The sequence below is a fragment of the Moraxella sp. CTOTU47724 genome (assembly GCF_032014955.1).
Classification (GTDB): domain Bacteria; phylum Pseudomonadota; class Gammaproteobacteria; order Pseudomonadales; family Moraxellaceae; genus Faucicola; species Faucicola tetraodonis.
In genome coordinates, this window is the sequence record NZ_DALZSV010000012.1 from 24,183 (window position 1) to 42,705 (window position 18,523).

Sequence of the window (18,523 nt, forward strand, 5' to 3'; positions counted from 1 at the left end):
CCCCAATAAAGAGACCTCAATAAAGAGAAGACAATGACTGCATATATTTGGCAATCTGCCAACTTAACCGAAGCGGTGAAAGACCTAAACCCAACCTTTCACAGTGATTTTACCCAAACATCCACAAGAATTATCACCGACACCCGCAAAATCGAACAAGGTGATATTTTTCTAGCCATCCAAGGTGACAACTTTGACGGACATGATTATGTAAAAACTGCCAAAGATAAAGGCGCAGTCTTAGCGATTGTCAGCCGTGCAGTCGAAAGTGACTTGCCGCAACTCGTAGTGACTGACACAAAATTGGCACTCGGCAAATTAGGTGCTTACCGCCGTGACCAACATCCCAATCTAAAAGTCGTTGCGATTACAGGCTCTAGCGGTAAAACCACCGCCAAAGAAATGCTTGGCAGTATTTTAAACCGTATTGCGCCTACCTTAATCACTCGCGGCAATCTCAACAATGATTTGGGCGTGCCGATGATGCTACTAGAGCTGACCGATGACCATCGCTATGCCGTTATGGAGCTTGGTGCCAATCATGTCGGAGAGATTGCTTATACCACCCACCTTGTCAAGCCCGATGTCGCTTGTGTGCTCAATATCGGCACGGCGCATTTGGGGGAATTTGGCGGGCGTGATAATATCGCCAAAACCAAATCTGAGATTTATCAAGGATTAAGTAACACAGGTACAGCGATTGTGCCATTTGGTGATGATTATTTTGATACGCTACTCAATCATGCCCAACAATTTACCCAAAATATTCTAACCTTTGGCGAGCGTGACGTGTCCTTGGCGGATGCTGGCGTGGATATGCAACAAGCCAAAGAAATTGGTTTAACAGATGAAGACACGGTGCTACTGATGGGCGATGTGTTTGCCGATGATGTGGAAGTCGGTAATACCAGTACCTTTAGCCTAAATTTCAATTTTGAAATTGATGAAATCGAGAGTCAAAACGTCACTTTAAACTTTGCAGGTGAACACAACATCAGCAATGCCTTAGCCGCCGCGGCCTGTGCGCAAGCCTTGGGGCTGTCGATTGTTGATATTGCCAAAGGACTCGATACCGCCAAACCTGCCAAAGGTCGACTCAATTTTATTGAGTTTGGCAAACATACTTTAATTGATGACACTTATAATGCCAATCCCAGTGCCGTCGTTGCTGCTACGCAAGTATTGGCTAGCCAAGGTGCGCCTACCATGTTGGTGTTGGGCGATATTGGTGAGTTGGGTGACGCCGCGCAAGAGGAGCATCGCAAGCTCGGTGAGACTATCGCCGCCTCTGGCGTGACTGTGCTGTATACGGTGGGGGAGCTAACGACTTTTACCGTCGCGCAAGCGCAAGCATCCGGCATGCAAGCACAGGTATATCCAGACAAAGCCTCTCTACTTGCGGCGATCAAAGATAAGCTGGCGAGTAGTGATGACGCCTGGCATATCTTGTTTAAAGGCTCGCGCTATATGATGATGGAGCAGGTAATTGACGAGTTAACCCGTCAGCCATCCTAGCTAAAAACAGAACTTTCATCAGCCATTCGATAAAAATTGGCTGATTTTTTATGAATTTTTACTTAAAATAGTCAACTTTTCATGATGGGTTTTTGCTGATGAGACCAAGTGATACGGTTTTCACAGATAGTTTTCATTTATTTCATCATGATCATAATAGGGACATTGCATCCCTGTTTTACCCGACATTCCCTAAGGAGTCCACTCGTGCTATTGTGGTTATTTGAATGGCTAAGCCAATTTTATTCCCCATTTTCGGCTGTGTCATCGCTGACCTTACGCGTTTTATTAGCGGTGCTGACTGCGCTGGGTATCAGTATGGTATTTGGTGGCCGCGTCATTGAACGGCTGCGTGCGCTCAAATATGGACAAGCCATTCGTAACGATGGTCCACAGAGTCACCTTGCCAAAACAGGCACACCCACCATGGGCGGGATTTTAATTTTAGGCAGTATTTTGGTGACCACGCTACTGTGGGCGAATCTAACCAACCCTTACGTATGGATTTTGATGGTGGTGTTGGTGATTTTTGGCGCGGTGGGCTGGGCAGATGACTGGCTAAAAATCAAATATAAAGACCCAAAAGGCTTGATTGCGCGCAAAAAATATTTTTGGTTGTCGGTTGGCGCTTTATTTGTTGGTGTATCCTTATACTGGATTGCCAGTCAGCAGCCGCATGTGGCGACAGCTCACGCCATGCAAGATTTACTGATTCCGTTATTTAAAAACGTGTCGATTCCTTTCTCCGCTGTACCATTGGGTTTGGCGTTTATTATCTTTACTTATTTTGTGATTAATGGCACCTCAAATGCGGTCAACTTAACCGATGGTTTGGATGGTCTTGCCATTTTTCCTGTGGTGTTGGTCGCCGCAGGCTTAGGGGTGTTTGCTTATGTGTCAGGGGATTTTCGCTTTGCTGAATATCTCCACGTGCCCTATATTGCTTATAATAGCGATGTGACAGTTGTGTGTGGTGCCATGGTTGGGGCAGGCTTAGGGTTTTTATGGTTTAATGCCCATCCCGCCCAAGTGTTTATGGGCGATGTTGGTGCATTAGCCTTGGGCGCGATGCTTGGCACCATTGCTGTGATGACGCGCCAAGAGATTGTGCTGTTCATCATGGGTGGTTTATTTGTGGCAGAAGCCGTATCGGTCATGCTACAAGTAGGCTCTTACAAACTGCGTAAAAAACGCATCTTTCGCATGGCGCCGCTGCATCACCATTTTGAAGAAGGTGGCTGGAAAGAAACCCAAGTGGTTACCCGTTTTTGGATTATTACCATTGTCTTGGTTATTTTAGGGCTGATGACGTTGAAACTTCGCTAATTTTGCTACGTTCGCTAACGGCGCTTTGCATCAATTGGGTTTTTAACAGCTTTTTTGAGATATCTTTATGGTGGCATTGCCTTCGACATTTTCTGCAAATTTTCGCTGCCCGATTTGCCAAAGTCCGCTAAAGGTGGGTGAAAAAGTTTGGCAATGCACCGGTGAAAATGCGCAGCAGCGGCAACATAGCTTTGATGTCGCCAAACAAGGGTATGTGAATCTACTGCCGGTGCAAAATAAGCATAGCAAAAACCCTGGCGATAGTGATGAGTCGATTATGGCGCGGCGTCGTTTTCTACAAGCGGGGTTTTATCAGTCGCTGCAAGATGGGCTGTATGACTTTTGCAAAGGGCTATTATCCTCCCAACCATCGGTAAATTGGCTAGACATTGGCTGTGGCGAGGGGTATTACACTGAGCGATTTTTACAGCTTAACCCAAGTAAGTTAGTCGCGCTTGATATCAGCAAACCTGCCGTACTCGCCACTGCCAAACGACTTAAACCAATTAGCACGACCACACAAAAATATTGCTTAGTGGCATCTGCTTCGCAAGTACCATTGGCCAATCAGGCGGTGAGTATATTGACCAGTATTTTTAGCCCGATTTTGGCGGATGAATTTCATCGGTTGGTCAGTGATCAGGGCTTTTTAGTGATTGCCAAGCCTGCCGTCAATCACTTGATTGAGATGCGTGACGGGTTATTTGAACAAATCGTAGCGCACGACTCAGACAAATTTATCGATGAATTAGCACCGTATTTTGCGTTGGTTAAGCAAACGCGGGTGGAAACCACGATTTCGCTTACCGCTACGCAGTTACAAGATTTATTGACGATGACGCCCTATGCGTTTCGGGCGCAGCCAGCCAGACGTGAAGCATTAATCGACCGCTGCCAGCAGGCAGGGTCAATGCGCTTTACGACCGATTTTATGCTTTATGGGTTTCAAAAAATTTGTCTATAAACAAACAGCCCTAAGCGCGTGGATGGTGCTGCTGATGCAGCTGTTGCAGTCTTGCCGTAGCCACATGGGTATAGATTTGGGTGGTTGATAAATCGCTGTGACCCAATAACATCTGTACACTGCGCAAGTCAGCGCCGTGATTGAGCAAATGAGTAGCAAAGGCATGACGTAAGGTATGCGGAGAAATTTCGCTGTCGATGCCGGCTTGCTTGGCGTAGCGTTTAATGACATACCAAAAGTTTTGGCGGGTCATATAGCCGCCTTGTTGGGTCAAAAATACCGCTTGGCAGCGACTTTCTCGGCCATTTTTCATGATACATAATTGCGGTCGCGCTACGCTCAAATAATCGGTCAATACATCAATCGCCACTTCGCCAAGGGGTACCAGCCGAGTCTTATCACCTTTACCGGTAACCTGTAACCAGCCTGCATTGAGATTGACTTCACTTAACGATAAATGAATAAGCTCAGAGACACGCAGCCCGCACGCATAGAGCACTTCAAACATGGCTTGGTCACGCATGCCCAATGGGGTCGATGTATCTGGGCTGGCGAGTAGGGCATCGACATCACTTTCGGATAAATCTTTGGGTAGCGCGCGCCCAAGTTTTGGGGTCTTGATATGCTCACACGGGTTGTCATCACGCTGATTAGCGTTGATTTGCCATAAAAAAAACTGTTTGAGCGATGATAAGGCACGCGCTTGGCTGCGCGCTGTTTTGCCTTGTTTATAGAGCGCCGCTAGGCAAGCTAACACGTCACTGGCATCCCAACGGGTGATGGCTTTGCTACAGGTGGCTTCACACAGCACCAAGTCACGAATATAAGCATTGCGCGTATTGGTGGCAAGTCCCCGCGTCAGCAATTCTTGGCGAAACTGCTGAATATAACTGGGCTCATCATCAAGGTGTAAGGCTTTGACTTGGCGAGGTTGGCGCGCGGCGACTTGGGACATAAATGACTTGAAATCTCGGGATAAGGGGGCGTTTTTTTAACCAGCTTTTTTCTTAATCCAGTAATGATACACATTGGCATACGGATCAGGATTTTGGTGTTGTTGCGGGTTGATGATGTCTTGCTGCTCGATAAGTTCATGCCCCAGATGACGACAAAAATTGGGGATATCGCGCGTGGTCGCAGGGTCAGTGGCGATGACATGAATCACCTCTCCCGACTGCGCTTTACGAACGGTTTTATGCAGTAGCATAATCGGCTCTGGACAAATCAGCCCTTGGGTATCGAGTTGGTAATTGGCATCAGGCATGTTGAGTCTCTGTTTTTTGAGTTTCTGTTTGTCGACTTTCTTGGATAAAATTAAAAAAACGGGTTAAATTGGCTTTAAACATAAACGCCACCCCAATCCAGGCGGCTAGGGCGACATAGCTACTGATAACAAACAAGCCAAATCCCATACCGATACACAGCGCAAGCATGCTCGGCTGGCTTAAACGGTAACGGTATAAAATAAACGCCACATAGCAGGATAGCGGTATGGTGAGTCCAACAAGTCCATAAGGCACCCAATGAAATAAAGTATAAATCGTTTGACTGTCCTTAAACTGTGACAAGCTCTTTAGGGTACCAAATAATAAAAATAGCGCAATTGCCAAATAAACCAGATAAATTGACCATTTGTTGAGTCGCTGTGCGTGTTCAATCAAACCAAGAATAGGGGCAGAAAAGCCTTTGGTCGTTGGCGTAGCAGGCACATTTAATTGAGTCATGATAACAGCGCTCCTTCGCCACTTCTAAGCCAACTGCCAAGCATAATTGCCGAGGCGATACTATCAATCGGCTCTTTGTCACTTTTGATTAACCCATATTCCCAAGCCAAATTTTTGGCTTCACGGCTAGTTAAGCGCTCATCCGCCAAAATAATCGGCCGTGGTCGATGCGCTTCCTCGAGCTGGTGCTTGAGCCTACGAGCAAATTTTTTGGCACGATTGCCAAGCTCAGATGCAGTGCCATCCATATTTAGCGGCAAACCGATGATGATGGTACTCACTTGCCATGACTCGATAATTTTTAGCAATTCATCCCAATTGGGTTTGCCATTATCCATTTTAAACTGCATCAACGGGCTTGCGGTTTGGGTTAAGGTATTGCCCAAGGCGATACCCATTTTTGCGATGCCAAAATCAAGCCCCATCACCGTTTCGATAGTTTGGGTGTGATGGGTATCTTGCGGCATATTTAGGTTAAGCATGCCCGATATCCGTACTCAGTTTGTTAAAATCAACACCCAACTGCTGAGCGGCGACTTGCCAGCGAGTCTGATGGTCGATATCAAACAATAGCCCCATTGATGCCGGCAAAACAAACCAATCGCCTTGGTTGATTTCTTCTTCTAGCTGCCCTTTTCCCCAGCTGGCATGACCCAAACAAAGCTCAAAATGCTCAACGCCTTGACCACCCGCGATACTTTGTAAAATATCCTTGCTAGTGGTGATACAGACGTTTTCGGTGATGGCAAACGAAGATACCCAATCGGGCTGTCCCGTATGGAGCACAAACCCAACTTCCGGGTTCATAGGACCCCCATCTAAGGGTAATTTTCGGTGCAAGTCGGTGATGGTCACATCAATATTTAATTCTTCAAACAGTTTGGCAACGTTGCTGGTTTCGATGGGTTTGTTAATGACTAGCCCTAACGTGCCTTGTTGGTCTTGACGGCAAATATACACCAAAGATTGATAGAAAATCCCGCCGTCAATATTGGGCGAGGCTATCAAAAAATGGTTGGTAAGATTTTGGTTTTTTGACATTCAGTGGCATACCTAATTAAAAGCGACTTAAAAGCGGCAAACATTAAAAACAATAAACATTAAAAGCGACAAGCGATATTAAATTAACTGACACGGCGACTTGCTAGCAAGCTACGCGCGTGTTTGAGCGTGTCTTCGGTGATATTGACCCCGCCCGACATGCGCGCTAATTCCTGCACTTGGTCATCGCCCGACAGGATTTTTAAGTGAGACTGGGCTTTCTCTTGCTGGGTTTTGTACACCAAAATATGCTGATGGGCTTGTGCCGCGACTTGCGATTGGTGAGTGATCGCAATGATTTGTTGTTCTTCACCCAGCTCACGCAGTAATTCGCCCACCACTTGCGCCGTGCCACCACTGATACCTACATCTACTTCATCAAATACCAATAACTGACGGGTGGTGGTTGCCATATCGGTCATCGTATTACGGCAAACCCCTTGCGCATCAATGACTTGCATGATAAGGGCTAGCCGTGATAATTCACCGCCTGAGGCGATTTTGTGAATCGGTTGCATCGGCATGCCGACATTGGCACTAAATAGCAAATCGATTTGCGATAACCCGATACTTTGTGGTTTATCAAGTGGGGTAAATTCAAATGCCGCTTGCACATTGGGCAATGCCAATGCTTTTAACCGTGCAACTAGGGCTTCAGCTAACGTCGTGGCATTGGCTTGGCGACTGTCATCCAACGCTTGGGCTTTTTGCAAGTAGGCTTGATAAGCTTGTTCAATTTGCTCTGCCATTGCTTCAGGCGACATCACCGATTGCAAATCATCTAATTGCTGTTGCCAGGCTTGGCTGTCTTCAACAAGGCTTTCAGGGGTGGTGTGATATTTACGCGCGAGTCGGTGGAACGTCGATAACTGCTCATCAAGTAACGCTAACCGCTTGGGGTCAAGGCTTTGTCCTTCGGCATAATTGCTCAAAGTGCTAGCCACTTCAGCGATTTGGGTATGTGCTGAGTACAACTGTTCAACGCAATCCGCATAGGTTTGGCTAAGCTCGGTTTGCGCTTCACACAGTTTAATCGCCCGATTAAGCAGGCTTACCACATCGGGCTCATCACTGTCATTATCCAGTAATTGCACCGACAAGGCGGCTTGCTGCATGAGGTTTTCAAGGTTAGATAATTCATCGTATTCAGCTTCAAGTTCACTGTATAAGACAGTGGCAATTGGCTCAATATCGGCTAATTGATTGCTCAATAGCTGAATTTGCTGCTGGCGCAATTGCTCATCTTTGGCGTGCTGGGCGGCTTGTGATTTAAGGCGTTCGTACTGCAAAAAAGCCTGTTTTACGTCGTTTGCTTGGCTATTTAAGCCCGTGGCGCTATCAAGCCATTCCATCACAAACTGCGGACGCAGCAAACTTTGCTGGGCATGTTGGCTGTGAATATTGACCAGTAACCCACCCAAGGTTTTAAGCTCATTCATACTAATGGGCATGCCATTGAGCCAAGCTTTACTACGAAGCGCACCGTTTTGGTTAGCAAGTTGCCGGCGAATCAGCAGCGTATCGTCTTCAAATGGGTAATTTTGCTCACTAAGCCATGCCATGACTTCGGGTAATTGACCGATATTAAATTCTGCAAAAGCGTCTGCCGTGGTCTGTCCATGCCGAATCAAACCTGCGTCACTACGACCACCCACGCACAAGGTCAAGGCGTCAAGCAACAGTGATTTACCAGCACCTGTCTCGCCAGTGATAATGTTAAATCCAGCATTCATCTCAATCTCAGCATTGGTGACGAGTGCTAAATTTTGTAAGGTTAACTGTGTCAGCATATCAATCCTATCATTGACGTTAAGAGTGGCACATTGGCGGTCAAATTTGCAAAAACTTTATTGTAACCTTGTCATGAAAAGCTCACAATAATCCTAGACAAGTCTTCAAAAATCAGTAAAAATTCCATCTAGCTGTTTCACACTAAACAATAGCATAATTGGGACAATTACAAAATAAGCAACGCAAAAATCCAAATTTCCGTCAGCTGGCTATCTTTGATGGGTATCTGTGTCTAGCAATCTTCGCCTAGTCAAGTTGAGGGCGGTTTCATCGATTGTCATAAAACATAGGTTGTTATAATAGATTGTCATAAAAGTTGACTAAATTTGATGATATTCTATTGCTCTAAACAACGTCTGCACAAGGATAACGGAACATAATTTTTTATCAACCGTTAACAATCTATCGGCAATACCATTGGCTGATTGCGACAAGTCACGGACTGCGTTTGATTATAAAACCCATTTGTCGATTAAAAAAAGCGGGTTGCCGCAAAACGACTTGCCCATCTTTATAATTCTTTATAATTTTTTATAACAAGGCAGCGTTATCAAGTCAACTGACTGTGTATTTTAAGGAGAATCTCATGACGTCACCTAATCGTTTCGACCATGTATCGGTAGAAAAAATAGCGAATGTTTACTATGAAGGTCGTACTTTTAGTCGGACCGTTTGGTTTGAAGATGGACGCAAAAAAATGCTAGGAATCGTGCTACCTTGTGATGCCGATGTACCCGCCTATGAATTTAAAACCGACTCATCTGAACGTATCGAAATCTTGGCAGGCGAGTGTGAAGTCAAACTGGCAGGCGAGGAAGAATTTACTTATTACCGTGCCGGTCAAGCGTTTTTGGTCGAAGGGCATAGCAGTTATGAGCTACGTAATGAAGCAGTCGTGCAGTACATTTGCCACCTAGAAGGCTAGCGGATAATATACAAGGCTAGGGGCAAGGCAAATATAAAATCGAAAAAAGGGTCATCAATCATGGCAAAACCGAGTTATTTTTATGGCATTCATGCCGTGCAATCCATCTTGCAACACCGCGGTATCGATGGGTTAACACTCTTTATTCAAGACGGTAAAAAACAAGATGATGCCACGGTAGCCAACATCACTGAGCTTGCCCAAACCTACGGGATTGCGATACAAATCAGCGGCAAAGACAAACTCACCAAACTTGCAGAAAGTCCGCAGCATCAAGGCGTGGTATTGCAAGCCCGTCCTGCTGAACTCCAAGATGAGGCAGATCTCAAATACCTCGTCGACAAACACCAAGCCGAGCGAAAACCGCTATTACTACTGGTGCTTGACCAAATCACCGACCCGAACAACCTTGGCGCGTGTTTGCGTACCGCCGTGGCAATGGGCGTCTCAGCCGTCATTATTCCCAAAAATCATAGCTCAAGCATCACCCCAGCCGTGGCAAAAGTCGCCGTCGGTGCGGTGGAATTAATTCCTTTTATCCAAGTCACTAATCTTGCGCGTACGCTCACTGACATCAAAAAACAAGGGGTGTTTGTGTTTGGTACGGCACTTGATGATACGGCAAAGCCCGTGCAAGACTGTGATTTGACAGGTGATGTGGCGATTGTGATGGGCTCAGAAGGTGACGGTATTCGCCGTTTGACCGCAGATACCTGCGACCAGCTGGTTTATATCCCGATGCCCGGCAATGAACATGGGCAAATCCAAAGTTTAAATGTCAGTGTCGCCACTGGCATGGTGCTGTACGAAGCCAGTCGCCAGCGCGCTAAAAAATAATGAGAAAATATGTTATCTGTATTGATGATTTAAAAAAAATTGCTCAGGAAGTGGGCTAAGAAAGGAAAAATCAAAATGCAATTTGCCATTATCGGACTGGGTGTTTTTGGTATTACCTGTGCTAAAGAGCTTGAAAAATTGGGCAACCAAGTCCTAGCGATTGATATTGATGAAAAACTGGTCGATGACATCAGTGAACATGTCACCCGTGCCGTGATTGCTGATGCCACCGACAAAGACACCATAGAAGAGCTTGACCTTGCAAGTTTCGACGGCGTGCTCGTGAGCATTGGTGATAACCTTGAAGCCAGCTTGCTATGTACACTCAACCTACTAAGCCTAAACGTACAAAACCTATGGGTGAAAGCCAAAACCGACTCCCATCACCAAATCCTAAAAAGCTTAGGCGTGAATAATATTATTCACCCCGAACAAGACATGGGGATTCGTATTGCCCAAAAAATGAACTATCCGATGGTCAAACAATACATGGCATTGGGTGACGAGCAGTTTTTGGTTCGTCTAGACCCGCCTGAGCAGTGGCGAGGGCACCCGTGGTCGGATGTCCAACACAACCATCCCGATATTATCTTTATCATGCTAAAACGCAACCAGCAAATCTTTAACCAATTACCCGATGGCTTTTTCTTTCAAGGTGGGGATAAATTGGTGGTGGGTGGTGATACCCAAGCGCTGCGTCGCCTTGCCAAAGCCATTCGCCAAACGGCTATTTAGCTCACCACTCACGCAAAAAAGGTAATTAGGTGTAGATATGCCGTTTCGTGAAGTCAAAAAAGGCGAAAAACCAAAAATTGTTGATAAATCAAAACCCAGCACTCACGACCTAGAGCCGCCTACCAAACAGGGACTGCAGTTGTCCTCGCCTGCGATTTTGTCCTTGGGGTTTTTAGCGTTAATTGTGATGGGGACGGTTTTGCTGTCATTGCCAATCGCAACAATTCAACCGATTAGTCTGTTAGCAGCAGCCTTTACCGCGACGTCTGCGGTGACGGTCACGGGACTAAATGTCGTAGATACCGCTAACTATACCACGTTTGGACAACTGGTGATTGCCGCGCTGATTCAATTTGGCGGGCTAGGTTTTATGACCTTTGCGATTTTGGTATTGACCAGTTTGCAAGGTAAAATGGGATTATCCGGCTCAATCACGGCGCAGGAAGCGTTGGGTACCCATAGCAACCAAATTGGTAGTACAGCCAAAGCGGTAATCAAAATTGCCTTTATCACCGAGAGCTTGGGTTTTTTAGGATTAACGCTATTGTTAGCACCGCTAAAAGGGCTAAAAGATGCGATGTATGAAGCATTTTTTCTGTGTATCTCAGCGTTTAACAATGCAGGTTTTGCGCTAAATGGCAACAATATGACTGCCTATGTGCACCAGCCGATGATTAGTTTTATCATAAGTTTGCTTATTATCACGGGTGGTATCGGATTTTTGGTGATTTTAGATATCATCAAACACAAGCGCTGGCAAAAATTTACCCTGCACACCAAAGTCATGGTTTTGGGCACGTTAGCGCTCAATATCATTGGTTGTATACTGTATTGGTTACTTGAGCGTCATAACGACAAAACGATTGGCGGATTGAGCGAAGCTGGGCAGTGGTTTGCATCTTGGTTTATGGCGGTGGCGTCACGTACTGCAGGTTTTAATAATGTTGATTATAGCCAAGTGACAGATGCCAGTACGTTATTGACCTTTATATTGATGTTTATTGGCGCAGGCTCAATGTCCACAGGTGGCGGTATCAAAATCGGTACCTTTGTGGTTATCCTAGCATCGACTAGGGCATATTTGCGTCAGCACCCGCAAGTGACGATTTTTCATCGTGCTATCTCTGATCACTTGGTAAAAAAATCGTTTGCGGTGATGAGCACCTCGATTTTGATGATTGCTTTAGCGGCGTTTATTTTAACCATATGTGAGCCAGAAGGGCACTTGGTTGATATTTTATTTGAAGTGATATCGGCATCGGCAACGGTCGGGTTATCGCGAAATTTCACTCCGACCTTGAGTGAGCCTGGGCAATGGGTGATTATGTTTATGATGTATATGGGGCGTCTTGGGCCGTTAACTTTGGCGTATTTTATCGCCACCCCTAAACCGACCCGTATTCGTTATCCTGAGACCCATACCCTTGTTGGTTGAGTTGGCGCCCTTATTGGCTAAGTTGGCTATTTTAACAGGGTTAGTAAAGCAAAAAAATCTCAAGCAAAAATTTTACCCAGCGGTTGGTACACCCAAGATGCTGAAAATAAGATACTTAAATCTAAGATAGCGAAAACTCAAGATACTGAAAACCTAACGAAGCTATCGCCAAATCGTGTATGATGATTGTCTACAACTGGTGAATTGAGCGATTTAGTAAGTTTTAAGGTTATGAGTAGTTATATTTTAGATACAGAAGCGCATGGATTGGTTGAGCCACATGCGACCGAAATTGCCTACATTGGCGTGGTGTTTAGTCCAGCAGGCGAGCTGATACTACAGACTCACAACGCTTTTGAGCAGCGCTTTAACCCACACAAAAAAATTACTTTGGGCAGCCAAGCCATCACAGGGATTTTTGACGAAGATGTGGCAGACAAGCCGCCGCATACTGATTTTGAGTTACCAGAAGACTGCGAGTATCTGATTGGGCACAATATCGACTTTGATGCTAACGTGCTGACTAATGCCAACTGTGATTTATCAAACATTAAGCGTATTTGCACTTTGGCACTGGCGCGGCATTTTTTCCCGCAGTTAGATAGCCATAGTTTGGGTGCGCTACTATGTTCTTTTGAGCCGCAGGTTGCCAAAAAAAATATCAAATTCGCGCATGGTGCCAAATACGATATTTGGTTTACTTTTTTGGTATTAAAAGCTATCTGCTATCAGCATCGCATCACCGATATGGCACAGCTGTATCAAGCCAGTGAACATGCCCGAAAACCCACGGTAATGCGCTTTGGCAAACATAAAGGGGTTGCCATTAAAGACTTGCCGGCTGATTATGTCGATTGGCTGCTCAAACAAGCTGACCTTGACCCGTATTTACACCTTGCACTCACCGAAAATAGCGCAGGCAATCATGGCAACCTTCTATGATTGAACCCTTGCGCTATGATTGAAGCCCTGAAGTGCCAAAATGATTACGCGCCAAATTGCGGTTTAACAATCACCAAAATCACCACGGCGACCAAAATAAACACAGGCACCTCATTAAACCACCGCCAAAAAACATGGGTTTTATAGTTAGGGTTATCAATCAGTTTTAAGCGAAATCGACCACAAGCTACATGATATACCGTCAACGCAATGACGTAGGCTAGCTTGATATGTAGCCAAACTTGGGTTTTATAACTGTCCCAATTAGGTAGCAGCATACACAAGCCAAAAATCCAAGTGGCAATCATCGCAGGTGTCATGATGCCGCGATACAGTTTACGCTCCATCAATGCAAATCGCTCTTGACTGATTTTATCGGTACTCATGGCATGATAGACAAACAAGCGTGGTAGATAAAAAATCGCGGCAAACCAACACACCAATGAAATCACATGCCAGGCTTTAAACCATAAAAAATATTCTGTCATTGCTTACCCCGATGATGATGCAACTAAACAAGCTTACCCTAAATCAGCTTATTCTAAATAAACTTGCCCTAAAAAAGTCTGCAAATAGCTGTTATTTTAAAGTCTGCATGACAGCAAGTAAATCCGAGATTTGTTGTTCACTATGACGAGCGCTTACGCAAAAGCGTAGCCGTGCTGTGCCTACCGGCACCGTAGGTGGGCGGATTGCCGAGACCCAAAAACCGCGAGATTTTAACGCATTGGCAAGCTGCAGGGTTCTGTCATTATTGCCAATGACCACAGGAATAATGGCGGTGGTCGGTATTTGATTATCAATACCTACTTGCCAATTTTGCTGCACTAGCCCTTGACTGAGCTGTTTGATATTGGCAAGTAATTGATCGCTGCGCAAAGTATCGGTGTGCGACATGGCTATGCTAGTTTTAGTCACGCTGGCAAGCACAGGGGGCATCGCCGTGGTATAAATAAATGAACGGGCAAAATTGATCACATAGTCAATCAACTGACTCGAACCTGCGACAAATGCGCCACTGGTACCTATCGCTTTACCAAAGGTACCGATATAGATATCCGCTTGCGGTTGGGCTTTTTTATAAGCCTGATAGGGCAAACCAAAACCGTGGGCATCATCTACCATCAAGGCGCATTCATAACGAGTAGCTAACGTATGCAGCGCAGCCAAATCGGCAATGGTACCATCCATACTAAAAATATGATCGGTGACAATCAGTTTTTGCTTAGCGCTACTTTGCGAGAGCAGCTGTTCTAATTGGCTATAATTGCGATGCCCAAAACGCATGACTTTGGCACGGCTAAGGATTGCCCCATCGACAATGGAGGCATGATTGAGCTTATCGCTAAAAATCACGCTGTCTTTACCACACAACGCTTGAATCACACCGACATTTGCCATATACCCTGTGCTAAAAGTTAAGGCCCGTTCATAGCCTGTCACTTGGGCAAGGGTGGTATCCAACTGTTCATGCCAAAGCGTATGCCCCGTAATCAGGTGCGACGCGCCACTACCGACTTGCTGGATAGTTTTTGCAGCTTGGCTAAACGCTTGTATGAGTTGTGGGTCGGTGGCAAGTCCCAAATAATCGTTGCTGGCAAAGTTGACGTAGGTTTTGCCATCTATGTCAATGGTGGGCGTCACGCCATGGCTAATGGGTGTCAGTTGACGATACAAGTCTTTTTGGCGCTGTTCATCAAGGGCTGATTGAAGGGCAAAATTGGCTAACATACTGTTGAACTCTGTTAAAGCATCGTTAAAGCATCTAAGAAAAAACCGCCACTTCGGCGGTTTCTTGGCATATCAAACGACAGCCAAACTGCCGATGCGACCATTCATCGCATTGGTCACCGGGATTTGTCTAGGCTCGGCTTTTTCAACCGTCAACCCTAAATCGGCAATCAACTGATCATCATGGTTGGTGGTAGCATTATCGGTAGTCAATAAACGATTCCCATAAAAGAAAGAATTGGCACCTGCCATAAACAACATGGCTTGCTCTGCATCGGTTAGGCCTTCACGACCTGCGGCAATACGCACATAGCTGGTTGGGCAAGCAAGGCGCGTAACAGCAATGGTACGAATCCACTCAAGCACAGGCAAGCGCGTGCCTTGCAGCTGATCTGCAATCGGCGTGCCTTCAATGGGTACTAGCATATTGATTGGGACTGATTCAGGGGGTTTTGGCAAATTAGCCAGTTCTGTCAGCAGGTTGATGCGGTCATCACGACTTTCACCCATACCGATGATACCACCTGAGCAAATATTAATGCCTGCTTGACGCACATGGTCAAGGGTAGTTAAACGGTCATCATAACTACGGGTGGAGACGATATGGTTGTAGTACTCGCGTGAGGTATCAAGGTTATGGTTATAGTAATCTAATCCCGCTTCAGCAAGTACTTGCGCTTGGTTACCGGATAACATGCCAAGCGTCATGCAGGTTTCTAAGCCTAATGCTTTGACTTCTTTAATCAGCTCAACCACATAGGGGATATCTTTATCGTTTGGGTGCTTCCATGCTGCACCCATACAAAAACGGCTAGAGCCAGCGGCTTTGGCTTTTTTGGCCTCGATAATCGCTTTTTGTACTTCGATTTTCTTTTCAGGTTGTAAGTCGGTGCTATGGTGTCCTGACTGTGAGCAATAGCCACAATCTTCAGGACAATTGCCTGTTTTTATTGATAGCAGGGTACTGACTTGTACCGCATTGGGTGGAAAGTGTTCGCGAAGTTTGTTTTGCGCGAGCAATAGTAAATCCATCAAAGGTAATTCAAACCAAGCTTGGATTTGCTCGCGAGTTGGGCGGCTTTGGGGGGTCAGTGTGGTGCCAATCGGTTGCTCTGATTGTTGAATTGCTAATAAGTCTGCCATGACAGCTATAATCCTAATTAAAACAAAGCTAAAAATGATAAAAGGTGTCTCATCATACCAAAAAAAAACAACCACCTAAAGTGATTGTTTTTTATCATTTAATGACAATGGCTTACTTGTCTTGAGAGCTATCACCACGGGTAATGGAAATATTGGTGATAGGTGATTTATCATCAGTGACTGCGCTAGTTTTGACATTGTCGGCAATGACCTCATCAGACGCATGCTTTGCCTCAATTTCAGCAGATTTACGCAGCGCAGGCGTTAAGTTGTCATTATCGGCTGATTTGGCAAACACGTTGTCAGGACGGATACTATCATCATCTGCCGTACTATCTTGAGCATTAGTAGTATTTTTAGCCGCTTCATACTTCTCTTCGATGGCTTTATTATCGGATGCATCAGAATCACTCGTCGTTTCATCGGTCAGCTTTTGCTTAGCTTGTTCGACTTTATCTTTTGCCTCGCTGACTTTTTCTTTGGCTTCATCGTTTAGCGCATCTAGTTTGTCATCGGCTTGGGTTTTTAATTCCTCAACCTTTGATTTAGCATCATCTAGTTTTTCACCCGCCAAGCTTTTAACATCGGCTAATTTTTCAGCTGCTTGGTCTTTGACGTCTTCAAGCTTGGTTTTAGCATCCGCAAGTTTATCATCTTTGGCTGCTTTTGCTTCATCAAGCTTTTCAGTGGCAGTTTCTTTAGCGTCATCAATTTTATCAGCCGCTTGCGCTTTAACCTCATCCAACTTTTCTTTGGTTTCGCCAAGTTTTTCGTTAGCGGTGTCTTTAATATCCGCTAATTTTCCGCTCGCATCTTCTTTGAGTGCATCGATTTTTTCTTTGGCTTCGGTTTTTAGCTCATCAAATTTTTCCACCGCATCATCTTTAATTTCAGCCGCTTTCGCCTTAAGGGTGTCTAATTTGCTCGTAGCTTCAGAATCACTGTCAGCATTGACATCTTTGGTGTTGGCTTCATTAAAGTATTTGCTGCTACCAGATGCTTTACCCGCGCTCGCGCCCCCAATCATTGCTAGGGCTTTGCTGCAAAGTTCTTTAGCAAAAGGTGTGGCTTTTTCAATCAAGGGTTTTGCTTGTTCAACCACAGGTTTAAGTGGCTCAGGTACTTTTGGCACAATAAATTTTGCGATTTGGTTAAACCACATCAGCAGTGAATAATCACCGGACATTTTTAAGTCACCATTTTGGATGCCCGTCATAAATGCCGTCGCCTCACCTTTAGTGAGCAATTTCACACCCGTCATTGAGTCTTTAAAGGTAATCGTCAATGTTGGCTCTTTGGCTGGACCTGCATGTTGGCTAAAAGTACCGTTATTAATCTCATAATAGCGTGACGTTTGTTCCGCGTCGCTGCCGAGTTGAATGGTAAAATTACGGTTTTCTAATAAGCCTTTAAATTTGTCATCGCCCATTTTGGCAAGTTGGGTTAGACGCAAGCCAACGGCAAACAATAATACGTCAAGGGGATCTGATTTGATTTGGGTTAATTGAGATAACATACGTGTCCTCCAAAATTATAGATTTTATAGATATTGCAATACGCAAGGTCTTGAAATAAATGACGATACTTAAGTCACTCATTTCAAAGAAATTATAATTCGCTACTACAAACGATTTAATAGCTTTGTTATACAATATATTATAAGGGCATCCATGCCAAGTTACAGTAATGTTTAACATATCAGTATCATTTTTTGTAATCAAAGCGTTTGATTTGTGTATTTAAGCAGCGTTAGACAGTGAATATTTTAGCTTCTATCAAGCTAAAGCGCATAAAAAACCCATCAACATGATGGGTTAAATAACTTGCTACTAATTAGCAATAAGGGGATAGGGTTGTTATTAGTGTTTTGAGTCAAACACGGAGGCATGACGAACAAAGTTTTGATGAAAATCGGTATCTTTTTCTAACACCACAGGGCGATGACCGGCGCTCATTTGAACACTACTTTTTAACATGGTTTGGTTAGTAGCAGGTTGATTTGCGGCTTTGTTAAACTTGGGTTTTCCATTTAACGCTATCACAATGGGAATCATCGATAAGCCAATTGCCGCTACATACGCATCCGTACCAGTCAATGATGACAGCGTGACGACTGCCCAATGCAGCCCTTCCACCGAAATCCAGTACACCATGCCCAACATAAAATAGCCCAATACAAAACGGTAAGGGGTAAACGCAATCGCTAGCATACCGACAGTCACTAGAACGATTAAAAACAACCAATTAGAAGTTAACGACGTAGCAGCTAATAATAGACTTGCCGAAATAAGCATGGTTGACCTCACGAAAAGTTATTAAAAACAAATACTTAATCTAAATTAAGTAAAAGCTTGTACGGGGTATTATGGCGGTAAAAAATGAAAATTAAAAGTCAAAACCCAACTAAAACGACA

The 18,523-nt window shown here is 44.9% G+C and carries 19 protein-coding genes; 8 read left to right on the forward strand and 11 right to left on the reverse strand.

Translation table 11 applies throughout. From position 1 onward, the window contains the following. Positions 1 to 33: 33 nt before the first annotated feature. From RTR63_RS04255 to RTR63_RS04265, 3 genes are all read left to right on the forward strand, one after another. Positions 34 to 1,515, forward strand: coding sequence for a UDP-N-acetylmuramoyl-tripeptide--D-alanyl-D-alanine ligase (locus RTR63_RS04255; RefSeq protein WP_312522844.1), 1,482 nt, complete (start codon positions 34 to 36; stop codon positions 1,513 to 1,515). 207 nt (positions 1,516 to 1,722) lie between these two features. Then, complete coding sequence (mraY, locus tag RTR63_RS04260) at positions 1,723 to 2,841, forward strand: phospho-N-acetylmuramoyl-pentapeptide-transferase (protein WP_050324892.1); 1,119 nt, start codon at positions 1,723 to 1,725, stop codon at positions 2,839 to 2,841. Between the two features lie 67 nt (positions 2,842 to 2,908). Further along, positions 2,909 to 3,805: a putative RNA methyltransferase gene (locus RTR63_RS04265; protein ID WP_312522845.1), complete on the forward strand. Its 897-nt coding sequence runs from the start codon at positions 2,909 to 2,911 to the stop codon at positions 3,803 to 3,805. Positions 3,806 to 3,815: 10 nt separating this feature from the next. On the opposite strand, the gene xerD is transcribed toward RTR63_RS04265, so the two are convergent. The 6 genes from xerD to recN all read right to left on the reverse strand — a co-directional run bounded on the left by xerD (position 3,816) and on the right by recN (position 8,360). After that, positions 3,816 to 4,760 carry a site-specific tyrosine recombinase XerD gene (gene xerD / locus RTR63_RS04270; RefSeq protein ID WP_312522846.1) on the reverse strand — a complete coding sequence of 315 codons (945 nt, stop codon included), beginning with the start codon at positions 4,758 to 4,760 and terminating at the stop codon, positions 3,816 to 3,818. Positions 4,761 to 4,796: 36 nt separating this feature from the next. Further along, on the reverse strand, positions 4,797 to 5,069 hold the full coding sequence (gene tusA / locus RTR63_RS04275; protein WP_050324895.1) for a sulfurtransferase TusA: 273 nt from the start codon (positions 5,067 to 5,069) through the stop codon (positions 4,797 to 4,799). After that, positions 5,062 to 5,529, reverse strand: coding sequence for a hypothetical protein (locus tag RTR63_RS04280; protein WP_239743366.1), 468 nt, complete (start codon positions 5,527 to 5,529; stop codon positions 5,062 to 5,064). Before RTR63_RS04280 ends, tusA begins: the two co-directional genes overlap by 8 nt. Next, entirely contained in the window at positions 5,526 to 6,011 is a 486-nt protein-coding gene (ruvX, locus tag RTR63_RS04285) for a Holliday junction resolvase RuvX (RefSeq protein ID WP_312522847.1), read from the reverse strand. The genes RTR63_RS04280 and ruvX overlap by 4 nt, the downstream gene beginning before the upstream one ends. Beyond that, the gene (locus tag RTR63_RS04290; protein WP_312115431.1) at positions 6,004 to 6,570 is read right to left on the reverse strand and encodes a YqgE/AlgH family protein; all 567 of its coding nucleotides are present in this window, start codon (positions 6,568 to 6,570) and stop codon (positions 6,004 to 6,006) included. The genes ruvX and RTR63_RS04290 overlap by 8 nt, the downstream gene beginning before the upstream one ends. A gap of 83 nt (positions 6,571 to 6,653) precedes the next feature. After that, on the reverse strand, positions 6,654 to 8,360 hold the full coding sequence (gene recN / locus RTR63_RS04295; protein WP_065253778.1) for a DNA repair protein RecN: 1,707 nt from the start codon (positions 8,358 to 8,360) through the stop codon (positions 6,654 to 6,656). 587 nt (positions 8,361 to 8,947) lie between these two features. Between recN and ppnP the strand changes: the two genes are divergently transcribed. From ppnP to RTR63_RS04320, 5 genes are all read left to right on the forward strand, one after another. Then, positions 8,948 to 9,286: a pyrimidine/purine nucleoside phosphorylase gene (gene ppnP / locus RTR63_RS04300; protein ID WP_007115041.1), complete on the forward strand. Its 339-nt coding sequence runs from the start codon at positions 8,948 to 8,950 to the stop codon at positions 9,284 to 9,286. 60 nt (positions 9,287 to 9,346) lie between these two features. Next, positions 9,347 to 10,123: a 23S rRNA (guanosine(2251)-2'-O)-methyltransferase RlmB gene (gene rlmB / locus RTR63_RS04305; RefSeq protein ID WP_312522849.1), complete on the forward strand. Its 777-nt coding sequence runs from the start codon at positions 9,347 to 9,349 to the stop codon at positions 10,121 to 10,123. Between the two features lie 75 nt (positions 10,124 to 10,198). After that, complete coding sequence (locus RTR63_RS04310; RefSeq protein WP_312522850.1) at positions 10,199 to 10,858, forward strand: potassium channel family protein; 660 nt, start codon at positions 10,199 to 10,201, stop codon at positions 10,856 to 10,858. Positions 10,859 to 10,895: 37 nt separating this feature from the next. Beyond that, entirely contained in the window at positions 10,896 to 12,293 is a 1,398-nt protein-coding gene (locus tag RTR63_RS04315; protein ID WP_312522852.1) for a TrkH family potassium uptake protein, read from the forward strand. A gap of 231 nt (positions 12,294 to 12,524) precedes the next feature. Then, positions 12,525 to 13,235, forward strand: coding sequence for an exonuclease domain-containing protein (locus tag RTR63_RS04320; RefSeq protein ID WP_312522854.1), 711 nt, complete (start codon positions 12,525 to 12,527; stop codon positions 13,233 to 13,235). A gap of 44 nt (positions 13,236 to 13,279) precedes the next feature. Here RTR63_RS04320 and hemJ read toward each other — a convergent pair whose 3' ends face one another. The 5 genes from hemJ to aciT form a co-directional block, all read right to left on the reverse strand. Next, complete coding sequence (gene hemJ, locus RTR63_RS04325) at positions 13,280 to 13,723, reverse strand: protoporphyrinogen oxidase HemJ (protein WP_312522856.1); 444 nt, start codon at positions 13,721 to 13,723, stop codon at positions 13,280 to 13,282. Positions 13,724 to 13,814: 91 nt separating this feature from the next. Continuing rightward, positions 13,815 to 14,966 carry an aminotransferase class I/II-fold pyridoxal phosphate-dependent enzyme gene (locus tag RTR63_RS04330; RefSeq protein ID WP_312522858.1) on the reverse strand — a complete coding sequence of 384 codons (1,152 nt, stop codon included), beginning with the start codon at positions 14,964 to 14,966 and terminating at the stop codon, positions 13,815 to 13,817. 72 nt (positions 14,967 to 15,038) lie between these two features. Next, complete coding sequence (gene bioB, locus RTR63_RS04335) at positions 15,039 to 16,109, reverse strand: biotin synthase BioB (RefSeq protein WP_065253771.1); 1,071 nt, start codon at positions 16,107 to 16,109, stop codon at positions 15,039 to 15,041. A 112-nt stretch (positions 16,110 to 16,221) separates the two neighbouring features. After that, positions 16,222 to 17,625 carry a hypothetical protein gene (locus RTR63_RS04340; protein WP_065252165.1) on the reverse strand — a complete coding sequence of 468 codons (1,404 nt, stop codon included), beginning with the start codon at positions 17,623 to 17,625 and terminating at the stop codon, positions 16,222 to 16,224. A 343-nt stretch (positions 17,626 to 17,968) separates the two neighbouring features. Continuing rightward, complete coding sequence (aciT, locus tag RTR63_RS04345; RefSeq protein WP_062332289.1) at positions 17,969 to 18,403, reverse strand: AciT family ciprofloxacin tolerance protein; 435 nt, start codon at positions 18,401 to 18,403, stop codon at positions 17,969 to 17,971. Positions 18,404 to 18,523: the final 120 nt, after the last annotated feature.

Excerpts from the sequence above, each read along its gene's own strand:
- rlmB (WP_312522849.1), top strand. The coding sequence starts at position 9,347 with ATGGCAAAACCGAGTTATTTTTATGGCATTCATGCCGTGCAATCCATC.
- RTR63_RS04255 (WP_312522844.1), top strand. The coding sequence starts at position 34 with ATGACTGCATATATTTGGCAATCTGCCAACTTAACCGAAGCGGTGAAA.
- hemJ (WP_312522856.1), bottom strand. The coding sequence starts at position 13,723 with ATGACAGAATATTTTTTATGGTTTAAAGCCTGGCATGTGATTTCATTG.
- RTR63_RS04290 (WP_312115431.1), bottom strand. The coding sequence starts at position 6,570 with ATGTCAAAAAACCAAAATCTTACCAACCATTTTTTGATAGCCTCGCCC.
- RTR63_RS04280 (WP_239743366.1), bottom strand. The coding sequence starts at position 5,529 with ATGACTCAATTAAATGTGCCTGCTACGCCAACGACCAAAGGCTTTTCT.
- recN (WP_065253778.1), bottom strand. The coding sequence starts at position 8,360 with ATGCTGACACAGTTAACCTTACAAAATTTAGCACTCGTCACCAATGCT.
- xerD (WP_312522846.1), bottom strand. The coding sequence starts at position 4,760 with ATGTCCCAAGTCGCCGCGCGCCAACCTCGCCAAGTCAAAGCCTTACAC.
- RTR63_RS04310 (WP_312522850.1), top strand. The coding sequence starts at position 10,199 with ATGCAATTTGCCATTATCGGACTGGGTGTTTTTGGTATTACCTGTGCT.
- bioB (WP_065253771.1), bottom strand. The coding sequence starts at position 16,109 with ATGGCAGACTTATTAGCAATTCAACAATCAGAGCAACCGATTGGCACC.
- aciT (WP_062332289.1), bottom strand. The coding sequence starts at position 18,403 with ATGCTTATTTCGGCAAGTCTATTATTAGCTGCTACGTCGTTAACTTCT.
- RTR63_RS04315 (WP_312522852.1), top strand. The coding sequence starts at position 10,896 with ATGCCGTTTCGTGAAGTCAAAAAAGGCGAAAAACCAAAAATTGTTGAT.
- RTR63_RS04265 (WP_312522845.1), top strand. The coding sequence starts at position 2,909 with ATGGTGGCATTGCCTTCGACATTTTCTGCAAATTTTCGCTGCCCGATT.
- ppnP (WP_007115041.1), top strand. The coding sequence starts at position 8,948 with ATGACGTCACCTAATCGTTTCGACCATGTATCGGTAGAAAAAATAGCG.
- RTR63_RS04340 (WP_065252165.1), bottom strand. The coding sequence starts at position 17,625 with ATGTTATCTCAATTAACCCAAATCAAATCAGATCCCCTTGACGTATTA.
- RTR63_RS04320 (WP_312522854.1), top strand. The coding sequence starts at position 12,525 with ATGAGTAGTTATATTTTAGATACAGAAGCGCATGGATTGGTTGAGCCA.
- tusA (WP_050324895.1), bottom strand. The coding sequence starts at position 5,069 with ATGCCTGATGCCAATTACCAACTCGATACCCAAGGGCTGATTTGTCCA.
- RTR63_RS04330 (WP_312522858.1), bottom strand. The coding sequence starts at position 14,966 with ATGTTAGCCAATTTTGCCCTTCAATCAGCCCTTGATGAACAGCGCCAA.
- ruvX (WP_312522847.1), bottom strand. The coding sequence starts at position 6,011 with ATGCTTAACCTAAATATGCCGCAAGATACCCATCACACCCAAACTATC.